General features: G+C 58.0%; 12 protein-coding genes. 11 read left to right on the top strand and 1 reads right to left on the bottom strand.

The window, feature by feature from the left end:
• The first annotated feature begins 43 nt into the window (after positions 1-43).
• From rpsF to N645_RS0114605, 10 genes are all read left to right on the top strand, one after another.
• Positions 44-490: a 30S ribosomal protein S6 gene (rpsF, locus tag N645_RS0114560; protein ID WP_024462247.1), complete on the top strand. Its 447-nt coding sequence runs from the start codon at positions 44-46 to the stop codon at positions 488-490.
• 3 nt (positions 491-493) lie between these two features.
• Positions 494-721, top strand: a complete 228-nt coding sequence (rpsR, locus tag N645_RS0114565) for a 30S ribosomal protein S18 (protein WP_024462248.1) — start codon at positions 494-496, stop codon at positions 719-721.
• Between the two features lie 34 nt (positions 722-755).
• Positions 756-1,604, top strand: coding sequence for a hypothetical protein (locus N645_RS0114570; protein WP_024462249.1), 849 nt, complete (start codon positions 756-758; stop codon positions 1,602-1,604).
• Positions 1,605-1,649: 45 nt separating this feature from the next.
• Complete coding sequence (gene rplI, locus N645_RS0114575) at positions 1,650-2,096, top strand: 50S ribosomal protein L9 (RefSeq protein WP_024462250.1); 447 nt, start codon at positions 1,650-1,652, stop codon at positions 2,094-2,096.
• Between the two features lie 134 nt (positions 2,097-2,230).
• Positions 2,231-3,625 (top strand): replicative DNA helicase, encoded by a 1,395-nt coding sequence (gene dnaB / locus N645_RS0114580; protein WP_024462251.1) that lies wholly within the window; start codon positions 2,231-2,233, stop codon positions 3,623-3,625.
• Between the two features lie 176 nt (positions 3,626-3,801).
• Positions 3,802-4,656, top strand: a complete 855-nt coding sequence (panC, locus tag N645_RS0114585; protein ID WP_024462252.1) for a pantoate--beta-alanine ligase — start codon at positions 3,802-3,804, stop codon at positions 4,654-4,656.
• 27 nt (positions 4,657-4,683) lie between these two features.
• On the top strand, positions 4,684-5,064 hold the full coding sequence (gene panD, locus N645_RS0114590) for an aspartate 1-decarboxylase (RefSeq protein WP_024462253.1): 381 nt from the start codon (positions 4,684-4,686) through the stop codon (positions 5,062-5,064).
• 244 nt (positions 5,065-5,308) lie between these two features.
• Positions 5,309-7,246, top strand: a complete 1,938-nt coding sequence (gene acs, locus N645_RS0114595) for an acetate--CoA ligase (RefSeq protein ID WP_024462254.1) — start codon at positions 5,309-5,311, stop codon at positions 7,244-7,246.
• Between the two features lie 26 nt (positions 7,247-7,272).
• Positions 7,273-8,127 (top strand): hypothetical protein, encoded by an 855-nt coding sequence (locus tag N645_RS0114600; protein ID WP_024462255.1) that lies wholly within the window; start codon positions 7,273-7,275, stop codon positions 8,125-8,127.
• The gene (locus N645_RS0114605; RefSeq protein ID WP_036161457.1) at positions 8,127-8,897 is read left to right on the top strand and encodes a TatD family hydrolase; all 771 of its coding nucleotides are present in this window, start codon (positions 8,127-8,129) and stop codon (positions 8,895-8,897) included. Before N645_RS0114600 ends, N645_RS0114605 begins: the two co-directional genes overlap by 1 nt.
• A 32-nt stretch (positions 8,898-8,929) precedes the next feature.
• Here the strand turns inward: N645_RS0114605 and N645_RS0114610 are convergent, their stop codons facing one another.
• Positions 8,930-9,733, bottom strand: a complete 804-nt coding sequence (locus N645_RS0114610; protein WP_024462257.1) for a ThiF family adenylyltransferase — start codon at positions 9,731-9,733, stop codon at positions 8,930-8,932.
• Positions 9,734-10,263: 530 nt separating this feature from the next.
• On the opposite strand from N645_RS0114610, the gene N645_RS0114615 reads away from it, so the two are divergent.
• On the top strand, positions 10,264-12,996 hold the full coding sequence (locus tag N645_RS0114615; protein WP_024462258.1) for a TonB-dependent receptor: 2,733 nt from the start codon (positions 10,264-10,266) through the stop codon (positions 12,994-12,996).
• Positions 12,997-13,084 lie beyond the last annotated feature (88 nt).

The following is a 13,084-nucleotide window of genomic DNA, read 5'->3' on the forward strand; positions in this document are numbered from 1 at the left end:
GGCCCTTTTGGTCCGGGGAAGCTTTAACCCGTAAGGAGCTACAATGCGTCATTACGAAATCGTCTTTATGGTCCATCCCGACCAGAGCGAGCAAGTGCCCGGCATGATCGAGCGCTATACCGCCAGCGTCAAAAACAGCGGTGGCCAGGTTCACCGTCTGGAAGACTGGGGTCGCCGTCAAATGGCTTACTCCATCAACAAAATCCACAAGGCTCACTATGTACTCATGAACGTTGAGTGCACCGAGGAAGCCCTGGAAGAGTTGACCACCAACTTCCGCTACAACGATGCCGTCCTGCGTAACCTCGTGATTCGCGAAGACGAAGCCATCACCGAAGAGTCTCCGATCCTCAAGGCTGATAAAGATGCCCGCGAGCGCACTGCAAAGCAGGGCAGCCGCCCGCCGCGCCGTGAAGAGGGCAATGACAACTCCGACGACAACAGCTCGGACGAAGAGTCAGAAGCCGAAACCGAAAAGCAGGGGGAATAAGAGATGGCACGTTTTTTCCGTCGTCGTAAGTTTTGCCGTTTCACCGCCGAAGGCGTGAAGCGTATTGATTACAAAGATCTGGAAACGCTGAAGGCGTACATCACCGAAACCGGTAAGATTGTACCCAGCCGTATCACCGGAACCAAAGCCAAGTATCAGCGCCAGCTGTCCTCAGCGATCAAGCGCGCCCGCTACCTGGCCCTGATTCCGTACACCGACAGCCACGAGTAAGTCGAGGCCGTCAACCGGTTGAAGGAGTGCAGCATTGCGAGCGCTGGCTGAATTTATTTTGCGCGGTCGCTTGCAAGCCACAGCGGTGGCCCTGATTGGTAATTGGGTGCCCCTGCTGACCCCCGCCACCGTGGCTCTGGTCACTTTGCGCGTGGGGAGAAACAACGGTCTGCTGATTCTGTTATGGGGCGTGCTGCCGTCACTGCTCCTGCTCGGTTTCAGTCAGATTGCCCCGGCGGTCGCTACGGCGGTGGTCGGGGGAGTGTTGCTGACTTACGGCGCCGCGCTGTTTTTACGGCGCGGCAGTGGGTGGGCCACTTGCCTGATGGGCATAGTGGCCGTAGCGACCCTGATGGCGGTCTTGCTGGGCGCTCTGGCCCCAGACGCCGTGCAGGCTGCGCTGCAGAGCTGGAATCAGCTGCTCGAAGAGCTGGCCAGTTCGGTAGACGCGTCAGTGTCGTCCTACAGTGCAACCTTTGTGCTGGGAATGCTGGCCTACGGGATGGCCTTTCCAGCCGCGCTCGGCCTGATGCTCGGGCGTTGGTGGCACTCGCTGGTGGACAACCCCGGTGGGTTCGGGGCGGAGTTTCAGGCTCTGAAGCTTCACCCGACACAGGCCGTGACCAGTATGGTCGCCGCCGTGTACTGCCTGTTCCAGGGGTTGGATTACGCACTGTGGTCAGCGTTGTTTCTGCTGCCTTTGGTGCTGCAGGGGGTGGCAATGGTACACCGCCTGGTAGCCATCAAGGGGCTTGGGGTTCAGTGGCTGTTTGTGTTTTACGCGGTATTGATACTGCTGGAACCGGCGACACAGCTGTTGGCCGTGTTGGCATTTCTGGATACTTGGCTGAATTTTCGCGAGCGGGCAACACCCCGGGCCTGAGGCCCCGCCCGATCGCCGGATCATACAACTTAGAGGGTAAACGAGATGGACGTTATTCTGCTGGAAAAAGTAGGCAAGCTCGGTGGCATTGGCGACCAGGTTGCTGTTAAAGCCGGCTTCGGCCGCAACTTCCTGCTGCCGCAGGGCAAAGCCATTCCGGCCACCGCCGAGAATGTGGCTGAGTTTGAAGCGCGTCGCGCTGAACTGGAAGCCGCTGCTGCCGCCAAGCTGAGCGAAGCCGAAGCGCGCGCCGCCAAGCTGGCGGAAGTCAGCGTTACCATCGGCGCCAACGCGGGCGACGAAGGCAAGCTGTTCGGTTCTATCGGTACTCGCGATATCGCCGATGCCATTACCGCAGCCGGTGTTGAAGTCACCAAAGCCGAAGTCAAACTGCCGGAAGGTGCGCTGCGCGAAATCGGTGAGTACGAGATCGACGTGCAAGTGCATGCTGAAGTCATTCAGGCGGTCAAAGTCAGCGTAGTGGCCGAGTAACGGGCACTACCCTGGGCCGGTCTGATTCCATGGCCGGCGGTGACAAGTCTGACGAAATCGGGCACTATCGACCCCTCGGGGACTGATCGGTAGTGCCCGTTTTTTTGTCCGAGAATTACCTGTACTGAGAGCCCATGTCTGATCTACCCCTGGATCTGCCCTCGGAGGAAGAGACCTCCCCGGCGAAAATGCCCCCGCCGCACTCGGTAGAAGCCGAGCAGGCGGTATTGGGTGGTTTGATGCTGGACAATATGCGCCTGGAAGCGGTGCGCGAAGTGCTGTCCGAACGGGACTTTTACCGGGATGACCACCGCCAGATCTTCCTGCGCATGTGCGAGCTGGCCGAAGAAGACCAGCCACTGGATGTCATTACCCTGTCGGAAGAGCTGCACCGGCACGAGGAGCTGGAGCGGGTCGGCGGACTGGGATATCTGACAGAGTTGGCGGCCAATACCCCCAGTGCGGCCAATATCCTCGCCTACGCCAATATCGTGCGCGAGCGCTCGACGCTGCGCCAGCTCATCAGTGTCGCCCAGGAGATCAGCAAGTCCGGTTACAACCCTCTGGGGCTCGACGCCGACGACCTGCTGCAGATCGCCGAAAAGCGGGTGGCGGAAATTGCCGAGGATCGCCCCAAAGAAGGCGGACTGACCGACCTGAACGCGCTGCTCAAGGACACCGTACAGCGCATTGACGAACTGTTCCGCTCGGGCAGTGATCTGACCGGGGTCAGCTCCGGCCTGGAGGATCTGGATCAGCGTACGTCTGGCTGGCAGCCCGGCGAACTGGTGATTCTGGCCGCCCGACCCTCCATGGGTAAAACCGCGCTGGCGCTCAATTTTGTCGAGTCCTCCATTTTTACCCAGACGCGTCCGACCCTGGTGTTCAGTATGGAGATGCCCTCCGCGGCACTGGTGATGCGGATGATGTCCTCCATCGGGCGGATTGATCAGGGCAAGATCCGCAACGGTAAGCTGACCGAGGAGGATTGGCCCAAGCTGTCCGCTGCGGTCAGCAAGATGAAAGACAAGCCGCTGTTTATCGACGATACCCCGGGACTGTCGCCCACCGAAATGCGAGCCCGGGTGCGGCGCATTGCCCGCGAGCACGGCAATCCGGCGATGATCATGGTGGACTACCTGCAGTTGATGCAGCTCTCCGGTCCGAGCGAAGGGCGGACCCAGGAGATTTCTGAAATCTCCCGCTCGCTCAAGGCCATGGCCAAGGAATTCGACTGCCCGGTCATTGCGCTGTCCCAGCTGAACCGGGGGGTGGAGCAGCGTCCCAACAAGCGGCCCATGAACTCGGATCTGCGTGAATCCGGTGCCATCGAGCAGGATGCCGATGTGATTCTCTTCATTTACCGGGATGAATACTACAATGAGGACAGCCCGGATAAGGGCATTGCCGAGCTGATTCTTGGCAAGCAGCGTAACGGTGAAATCGGCACCTGTCGGGCGGCGTTTATTGGCAAGTTCACCCGCTTCGAAAACCTGGCGCCGGAATATATGCAACAAGGGGAATATTGATGCATAGGGTGACGCTTTTGCCTCTGAAAGCATGAATCAGGCGCCACGTTGCACAAAGATTGTACATCCCGAAACGACCGTGTATTATCCCGCCCCCAAGTTTGGGTAATTAGGTAACGCTGTGCCTGGCACGGCGTTAGGGTCCGCACCGCGTTGTCGCCTGAAACGAGCCAGCCATGCAGGTATTTCATCAGATTCACTCGCTGCGCACCGCTTTGGCTGAGGAACGTCGCCAGGGCAAGCGTATTGGGTTTGTGCCCACCATGGGCAACCTGCATCAGGCACATCTTGCTCTGGTGCAGCAGGCTCAGGCCAGCTGTGACTGTGTCGTTACCAGTATTTTCGTCAACCCGCTGCAGTTCGGGCTGAACGAAGACTGGGACAAGTACCCCCGGACTCTGGCGGCCGACACGGCCAAACTGGAAGCCATCGGCTGCGACTTCCTGTTCTGCCCCGACGAAACCGAGATTTATCCCAACGGCATGGCCGAGCAGACTCGGGTCGTCGTGCCCACCATGACTGACGTGCTCTGTGGTGCCAGTCGCCCGGGCCATTTTGAAGGCGTGACGACGGTTGTTACCAAGCTGTTCAACATCGTTCAGCCGGATGAGGCAGTGTTCGGTGCCAAGGACTTCCAGCAACTGGCGGTAATACGCCGGATGGTGGAAGACTTGTGCATGCCGGTCAGGATCAGCGCCGGAGACATTGTACGCGAAGCCGACGGCCTCGCGCTCAGCTCCCGCAATGGCTTTATTGGTGAGGATGAGCGCCCGCGGGTGTCTCAGTTGTATCGGAGCCTGAGTTGGGTGCGCGAGCAGATTCAGTCCGGTCGGCGCGACTATCTCGTGCTGGCGGAAGAAGCGAAGGAACAGATTGAAAACGCGGGTTTCCGACCCGACTATGTCAGTGTGTGCAACAGTCATACGCTCGACCCGGCGGCCCACGATGACGCCGAAATCACGATTCTCGGCGCGATGTACACTCGGGGTGCGCGCCTGATTGACAATGTATCCCTTGTGCTGGACGCTTGACGTCAGCACCAAACACGGGAGAAGCCTATGCTTTCTACTCTGCTGAAAGGCAAATTGCACATGGCGGCGGTCACCCAGGCCGAGCTCTGGTACGACGGTTCATGCGCCATCGATAGCGATCTGGTGGCGCTGGCTGGGCTGCGCGAGTTTGAACAGATTGATATCTACAACGTCAACAATGGCGAGCGGTTCACCACCTACGTGATCCTGGCAGAAGCCGGATCGGGAACCATCTCCATGAACGGCGCCGCGGCCCGCAAAGTGCAGGTCGGCGACCGGGTCATAATCGCCAGTTACGGGCAGTACAGCGAAGCCGAGCTGCTCAATCACAAGCCTCGCCTGGTGTATCTCGATGAGAACAACCGGGTAGAGCGCACGACCAATACCATTCCGACCCAGGTCGCCTGACCCGGGTTGCCCCGCACCCGCCTCCAATCCGGCGGGTGTGGCTCTCCTTCCCCTCCGGCGCTTTCGAACTCCTTTGATCGACATCATCCGCTTAACGATTATTTACGGCCAGGCCGCTTTGGACAACGTTGTCTGTGGCCAATTTCAGAAACTGCTGTTAAGCTTGAGTTTGCGGCTCCGAGCCCGGATCTTGAACACTAGAGTCAACCACGAATTGCAATAACAACTGTCAGCGAGGCTTCTCATGTCCGAACACCACATCCACCCGGTTCCCGATTCCTTCAAAGCGCATGCGGCCATTGATGCGGAGCGCTATCGGGCGATGTACCAGCGCTCAGTAGAGGACCCGGATGGGTTCTGGGCGGAGCAGGCCGACGCCTTTCTGACCTGGGACAAAAAGTGGGACAAGGTGTGTGAGAGCGATCTGCGCAAAGGGGAAGTCGCCTGGTTCAAGGGCGGCAAGCTCAATGTCAGCGTAAACTGCGTCGATCGCCATCTGGAGCAGCGGGCGGATCAGGTCGCCATCATCTGGGAGGGGGATGACCCCTCGGAAGACCAGATGATCACTTACCGGGAATTGCACACCGAAGTCAGCCGGCTGGGCAATCTGTTGCGTGAGCGCGGCGTCAAGAAAGGCGATCGGGTGTGCATTTATATGCCGATGATTCCCGAGGCCACCTACGCCATGCTCGCCTGTGCCCGTCTGGGCGCCATCCACTCGGTGGTGTTTGGTGGCTTCTCCCCTGATGCACTGAAAGACCGGATTCTGGATGCGGATTGCCAGGTGCTGATCACCGCCGATGAGGGGGTTCGCGGTGGCAAACACATCCCGCTGAAAAACAATGCGGACAAGGCGATGAACGCCTGCCCGGGTGTGCATACTTGCCTGGTGGTCAAGCGTACCGGTGCCGATGTCGGCTGGAAGGAAGGTCGGGATATCTGGTACGAACAGGAAGTGGAGCGCCAATCCGATCACTGTGAGCCGGAGAGCATGGATGCCGAAGACCCCCTATTCATTCTGTATACCTCGGGCTCTACCGGCAAACCCAAGGGGGTGCTGCACACCTCCGGTGGCTATCTGCTGCAGTCGGCCATGACCCATAAATATGTATTTGACCACCAGGAAGGTGACGTTTACTGGTGTACGGCGGATGTGGGCTGGGTCACTGGCCACAGCTACATCGTATACGGCCCCCTGGCGAACGGTGCAACCACGCTGATGTTTGAAGGGGTGCCCACCTACCCGGATGCCTCCCGCTGTTGGCAGGTGGTCGACAAGCATATGGTCAACACCTTTTACACCGCGCCCACGGCCATTCGGGCTCTGATGGGGGCGGGCGATAAGTGGGTCACCCAGACCTCCCGTCAGTCCCTGAAGCTGTTGGGAACCGTGGGGGAGCCAATCAATCCCGAGGCGTGGGAGTGGTATTACCGGGTGGTGGGCGAGAGCCGCTGCCCGATCATGGATACCTGGTGGCAGACCGAAACCGGTGCCCATATGCTGACCCCGCTGCCCGGTGCCACCGACCTGAAACCCGGTTCCGCCACTTTGCCCTTCTTCGGGGTGCAGCCGGTGCTGCTGGACAATGAGGGCCATGAAATAGAGGGCGCCGGTTCCGGTAACCTGGCGATCAAGGCGCCCTGGCCAAGCCAGATTCGCACGGTGTATGGCGATCATCAGCGCTGTATCGATACCTATTACAGTGCCTACCCCGGTTACTACTTTACCGGCGACGGTGCCCGTCGGGATGAGGATGGTTATTATTGGATTACCGGCCGGGTGGATGACGTGCTCAACGTCTCCGGCCACCGGATGGGGACCGCGGAAGTGGAGAGTGCGCTGGTGCTGCACCCGAAAGTCTCCGAGGCCGCAGTTGTTGGCTATCCCCACGACATCAAGGGCCAGGGCATCTATGCGTATGTCACCCTGATGGGCGGTGAAGAGCCGAGCGATGCGCTGCGTAAGGAGCTGATTGACCTGTGCGTACAGGAAATCGGCGCCATTGCCAAACCGGATATTATTCAGTGGGCGCCCGGCCTGCCGAAAACCCGCTCGGGTAAAATCATGCGCCGCATCCTGCGCAAAATTGCCGCCAACGAGCTCGATAATCTCGGGGATACCTCAACGTTGGCGGACCCGGCCGTGGTGGATGATCTGATCGATAACCGGGCCAATCAATAAAACCAATTGTGGGAGAGTAGAGACCAATGAATCAACTTTGGAAGCAACGTTTCGGCACGGGGGTACTGGCCACCGCGTTGGCGGCGGCCGCACTGAATGCCGGGGCCGGTGAGTCGCCCCGGCTCGAACAGCAGTGGGAAACCGAGGGGCTCCGCACTCCGGAGTCTGTGCTTTACCATGAGGTTGATGGCGAAGCCTATCTGCTGGTGGCCGAAATCGAAGGCGAAGGCAATCAGGCCGACGGTAAAGGGGGGATTGCCAAGCTATCCCTGGACGGCGAAATTATTGATCAGGACTGGGCCCGCGGTATGAGCGCCCCGAAAGGCATGGGCGTTCTGCGCAACACTCTCTATGTCGCCGACCTGACCGAGGTTTTGGCAGTGAGCCTGAAAACCGGGCAGATCATGTCCCGGATTCCGGTGGCGGACTCGGTGTTCCTGAACGATGTCGCCATTGATGATGGGGGAACCGTCTATGTCTCCGATACCCGCACGGGCAAGGTCCACCGCATTCTCAGTGACGGTGCTGAGCTGTTTCTGGAGGGCCTGAAAGATCCGAACGGTCTTTACATCGACGGCGACGATATCTATATCGGGGCTGGAAACCGTTTGCTGAGAGCGAATCCCGAAGGCGATCTGGAAACCGTGGCCGAAGGCTTTGAGTCCGGTATTGATGGCGTTGAGAAAATCGGTTCCAACGAGTTCCTGGTGACCTGCTGGGTCGGGCTGGTGTATCACGTCCGTGATGGCCAGGTGACCCGCCTGATGGATACCCGTGATCCGCGCATGAATACCGCCGACCTGGGGTGGAATCCGGATGATGGGGTCACCTATATTCCCACATTCTTTACCGACTCGGTCATTGCCTACCGTTGGCGCTGATGACGACTCCCCTGATCGACAGCCACTGTCACCTGGATTTTGAGGCTTTTGATCGGGACCGGGGGGCACTCTGGTCCCGGTGTCGATCCGGGGGAATTCATCAGCTGATTATTCCGGGGACGGATCCGGAGCAGTGGGGGCGAGCCCGGGCGCTTTGTGACGCACCGCACTCCGATTGGTACTTCGCCGCCGGTATGCATCCCTGGTGGCAGGAGCGGGCCGTTGAAGGCTGGGACTCGGCGTGTCGGGATTTCCTGGCTCACCCCCGTTGCGTGGCGGTGGGGGAGTGTGGTCTGGACAAGCAGATCGATACGCCCATGGGCGAGCAGGAGTCCCTGCTGGACATCCATCTTGAGCTGGCTCGGAGCTGTGACAAACCGCTCATTCTTCACTGCGTCAAAGCCCACAATGAACTGATCCGGCGGCTCAAACGTCACCGGTTTCCTCGGGGCGGTGTAGTTCATGCCTTCAGCGGTAGCGAGGATATCGCGCAAACCTATTGGCAGATGGGATTTCGGCTCGGCGTGGGAGGTGTCATCACCTATGAGCGCGCCCGCAAAACCCGGGACGCCGTCAGCCGGGTGCCGTTTGAGGCACTGTTACTGGAAACCGATGCACCGGACATGCCGTTGTCCGGCCGGCAGGGCGAGCGCAACAGTCCGGAGTTCTTACCGTTGATTGCCCAGGCGCTCGCCGATTTGAGGGGTTGCTCTGAGGAGCAGGTGGCCCGTCAGACCACCGACAATACCCGGCAGCTCTTCGGTATCTGAATGGCGGTTCAATTTGATGCGAAAGCGTCGGCTCAACAGCCTCGGTCCTGAAGATAGCGTTCCACGGCCTGACTGGCGGCGGCGAACCCGAAACTGCCCGTGACCATAACCGCCGAGCCCAGTCCACCGCCACAGTCGAGTTTGACGCCGCTGTCCGGGTCCCGGTTGCCTTTATCGCCCACGCACACGCTGCCGTCCAACTGAGGGAAGTGCATCTGCTCATTGGAATAAATGGCGTCCACCCGAAAGCGTCGCTTGGCGTCTTTGCGAAATCCGTAATGTCGAAAGAGCAGATTGCGTACCTTGCGCAGCATGGGGTCGTAAGCGGTTTGTGCCAGGTCGGAACAGACAATCTGCTTCGGGTCCCGCTTCCCACCCGAAGAGCCCACGGTGATCAGGCGGCCCTTGAGGCGACTGATGTAGGCCACCAGGTGTGCTTTGATGTGGGCGGAGTCGATGGCATCAATCACAACGTCGTGGTCCCGATTGATCAGTTGTTCAATATTGTCACTGGTCAGAAAGGTTTCCTCGCTGTGAACCGTCATCTCCGGGTTGATGGCCTTGAGGCGATCGCTCACCACCTGATTCTTGGACGCGCCGATATAGCCCTCCAAAGCGTGCAGTTGCCGGTTGGTGTTGGTCACGCACACGCCATCGAGCTCGATCAGGGTCAGGGTCCCGACGCCGGTACGCGCCAAGGCCTCCGCCGCCCAACTGCCTACGCCACCCAGCCCAACTACGGCAAAGTGAGCGCCTGCCAGGTGCTCCAGGGCCGGTTCGCCATAAAGCCGCGCCAGGGCGCCAAAGCGTTGCCGGTAAGCGGGCGTCAGAGTCATGCAGTGCTCCTCAAGTGCAGGGGTAGGCTGGATAATGTGCCATTGTAAAAGATTTGAGCACTTTGGCCTAAATAAAGCCGTGTTAAACCTTGAGATATCTCCAAAGCTGTGCAACTATTAGTCCGCTGGAATCTAATATAAGCCTTAAGCAGGGTCCGTTGTCCGTCGTTTGATAAAGGACGCGATCGATGCAAAAAGGCGATCAGCCAAATTATAAAGTGAGAGAGGATAGGGAGAAATGAACCATTCAAACGACGTTCTTCCAGTCGGGTTTCCTGCTGTCTATAGCCAGTCGGACTCGATTGCCCCGCGTTTCATACCTGCGTTAGCAAATCCTTTGTAACGATATCTGTGTTAAGTCAAGTGCCAGCGTTGGTACGGGCTTTTCGTTTTCACTTTGGTGATTTCCCCGAAGGGAGTTGCTGTGGCTGTACGTTAGAGTCGCATCTGGTTTGTGCATCCCTGCAGGCCAGCGTGTTCCAGTAGTGAGAGTCAAAGACATTAGTCTACATAATAAACCAGGAGGCACCATGTCCCTATTTAACTACAAGTTTGGTAAGCAATTCTTGGCCAACACATCCATGACCGCTCTGGCACTGGCTGTTGCCGGCGCCGCCCAGGCCCAGGCGCCTGCGGATGAGCCGGTACTGGAAGAAGTGGTGGTGACCGGTTTCCGCCAGAGTCTGGCTCAGGCGCTGGATGTGAAACGTGACAGTGTTGGTTCTGTCGATGCCATTATGGCCGAAGACATCGCCGACTTCCCGGACCAGAACCTGGCCGAATCCCTGCAGCGTATCCCCGGTATTGCCATCACCCGTGACTCCGGCGAAGGCCGCGAGATTTCCGTGCGAGGCCTGTCCGGTGAGTTTACCCGTATCCGTATCAACGGTATGGAAGCGATTGCCGCAACCGGCGGTGAAGGTGGTCCTAACCGCAGCCGTAGCTTTGACTTCAACGTCTTTGCCTCTGAGCTGTTCAACTCCATCGTCGTGCGCAAAACGGCATCGGCGAACGTGGACGAAGGTTCACTGGGGGCCGTGGTCGACCTGAATACCGGCCGTCCCTTTGGTTATGACGAAGGCCTGACTCTGGTTGGTGCCGTTGAAGGTCAGTATAACGACCTGAATGAAGATTTTGGTCCTCGCGTCACTGGCTTGTTCGCCTATAACGATCCGGAAGGTATCTGGGGTGTATCCGCGTCAGTCGCTTATTCAGATAACAGCACCAGCGAAATGGGGCAGAACACCGTTCGCTGGCAAGCTGCGGATTTTGCCAGTGTTGAAGGCGTGGACTGTACCGCCAATCCGGATGATTCGGGTTGTGTTGAAGTCGGTAACGGCTTCCACCCGCGTATTCCCCGCTACGGTCTGATCGATGTCGATCGCAAGCGCTTGGGTATTACCGGTGGTCTGCAGTTCCGTCCGACCGATGCCACGACAGTGAGCCTGGATCTGTTGTACTCCGAGCTGGACGCGTCCCGTGCGGAAAAATGGGGCGAAGTCCTGTTCCGCGGTAACGAAGGTGGTATGGACGTGGTCGATTACACCTACGACGCGGCCAGCAACAATCTGAATTCCATGACCGTGAACAACGCCTGGGTCCGGAATGAAAACTTCCTGAAAGCCTGGACCACCGAGTTCAATCAGGTGTCTTTGGATGTTGAGCATGAGTTCAATGAAGACCTGACCGGTCACTTCCTGGCGGGCACCTCGGAATCCGAGCTGGACTTCCCCTACGAAATCACCTTCATGTACGACGATCGTGATTATCAGGGCTTCAGCTACGATTATACCGATGATGAATTCCCGGTCATCGCGTTCAACGGACCGGATGTGACTGATCCGACCAACTTCCAGATGTCTGAATTCCGTGATCGTCCGACAAACACCGTACATGGTTTCGATACGGTCGCGGGTGATTTCACCTACTACCTGAACGACGCGTACTCTGTCGATTTTGGTGCTAGCTACAAGAAGTTCACCTTTGATACCGAAGGCTACCGTCGCGATACCGGTGTTTGCGGAGCTGAATTGATTGATTGCTCCAGCGATGACGTCTACGGAATTCCCGGTACCGACGCTCTGAGCGAAGTCTTTACTTTCGACGACAAAATGGGTTCTGGTTCTACCAGCCAGTGGGTGATTCCCGACCTGTGGGCCTGGGCCGACGAAATTGACCTGTTCAATCAGGAAGCGCGTCAGGACCAGGGCAACATTCGTAGCGTTGAAGAAGAAAGCACCTCTCTGTTTGTGCAGTTGAACGGTGAGACGCAACTGGCCGGTAAGGACTTCATGTTTGACGTTGGTGTTCGTTACGCCGAAACCGATCAGACATCTTCCGGTTACAACTCCGGTCAGTTTGTCACCGTAAAGCGTGATACTTACGATGACGTACTGCCGTCGTTCAACACCGCCATGTATCTGACCGAAGACCTGATTTGGCGCGTGTCCGGTGCCAGCGTGATGACCCGTCCGGGACTGGGCAACCTGAGTCCAGGTGGTAGCGTTGACAGCTTCAACTACAGCGTATCGTTCCAGAATCCGCAACTGGATCCGACCCGTGCAGATTCTTTTGATACCTCGTTGGAGTGGTATTTTGCAGACGAGGCGATCGCGTCTATTGCCTTGTTTACCAAAGATATCGAGTCACGTCCGATTGGCGTAGAGCGCGAGGGCACCTATGCCTCTACCGGTCTGCCTTTGTCCCTGCTGGCGCCAACCTCCCCTGCCGAGGCGGATCCGGAAGGTCGTCCCTGGACCATTTCTTCACTGGAAAATGGCCCGGGCGCAGAAGTGAAAGGTTTTGAGCTGGCGCTGCAGGCTCCGTTCTCAACCTTTACCGATGCGGAGCTGATGCGGGACTTCGGCTTTATTGCCAACTACACCTATGTAGACTCGGATGTAGACTATACCTTTGGGGATGAAGTGGTCAGCGAGCGTCTGTTCGGATTGTCCAACAATTCCTACAACGCGACCGTCTACTATGAGAATGACCGCTTCAACGCTCGTATCTCCGCGGCCTATCGTGATGATTACATCACCGGCACCAGCGGTACCGGAAACCGCTTTGAAGGCTACGAAGGTACCTTCAATGTCGATTTCTCCGCAGGCTACGAGTTGAACGACAACCTCGACATTAACTTTGAAGCGCTGAATCTCACTGATGACTATCAGGACCGCTGGACCGACATCACCGAGAAGCGTCGCTACGAGTACGACCACACTGGTCGTGTCTTCAAAGTCGGTGTGAAGTACCAGTACTAAGCGAATCCCACCTTCGGGTGCGCTTTGATCAACCCCGGGAGCCGTCAGGTTTCCGGGGTTTTTTTATGAGTTGGGCAAAGTGGGCGGG

This window comes from Marinimicrobium sp. LS-A18 (assembly GCF_000463525.1).
GTDB classification, from domain to species: Bacteria; Pseudomonadota; Gammaproteobacteria; order Pseudomonadales; family Cellvibrionaceae; genus Marinimicrobium; species Marinimicrobium koreense.

Excerpts from the sequence above, each read along its gene's own strand:
- N645_RS0114615 (WP_024462258.1), top strand. The coding sequence starts at position 10,264 with ATGTCCCTATTTAACTACAAGTTTGGTAAGCAATTCTTGGCCAACACA.
- N645_RS0114610 (WP_024462257.1), bottom strand. The coding sequence starts at position 9,733 with ATGACTCTGACGCCCGCTTACCGGCAACGCTTTGGCGCCCTGGCGCGG.
- acs (WP_024462254.1), top strand. The coding sequence starts at position 5,309 with ATGTCCGAACACCACATCCACCCGGTTCCCGATTCCTTCAAAGCGCAT.
- rpsF (WP_024462247.1), top strand. The coding sequence starts at position 44 with ATGCGTCATTACGAAATCGTCTTTATGGTCCATCCCGACCAGAGCGAG.
- rpsR (WP_024462248.1), top strand. The coding sequence starts at position 494 with ATGGCACGTTTTTTCCGTCGTCGTAAGTTTTGCCGTTTCACCGCCGAA.
- N645_RS0114600 (WP_024462255.1), top strand. The coding sequence starts at position 7,273 with ATGAATCAACTTTGGAAGCAACGTTTCGGCACGGGGGTACTGGCCACC.
- panC (WP_024462252.1), top strand. The coding sequence starts at position 3,802 with ATGCAGGTATTTCATCAGATTCACTCGCTGCGCACCGCTTTGGCTGAG.
- panD (WP_024462253.1), top strand. The coding sequence starts at position 4,684 with ATGCTTTCTACTCTGCTGAAAGGCAAATTGCACATGGCGGCGGTCACC.
- rplI (WP_024462250.1), top strand. The coding sequence starts at position 1,650 with ATGGACGTTATTCTGCTGGAAAAAGTAGGCAAGCTCGGTGGCATTGGC.
- dnaB (WP_024462251.1), top strand. The coding sequence starts at position 2,231 with ATGTCTGATCTACCCCTGGATCTGCCCTCGGAGGAAGAGACCTCCCCG.
- N645_RS0114605 (WP_036161457.1), top strand. The coding sequence starts at position 8,127 with ATGACGACTCCCCTGATCGACAGCCACTGTCACCTGGATTTTGAGGCT.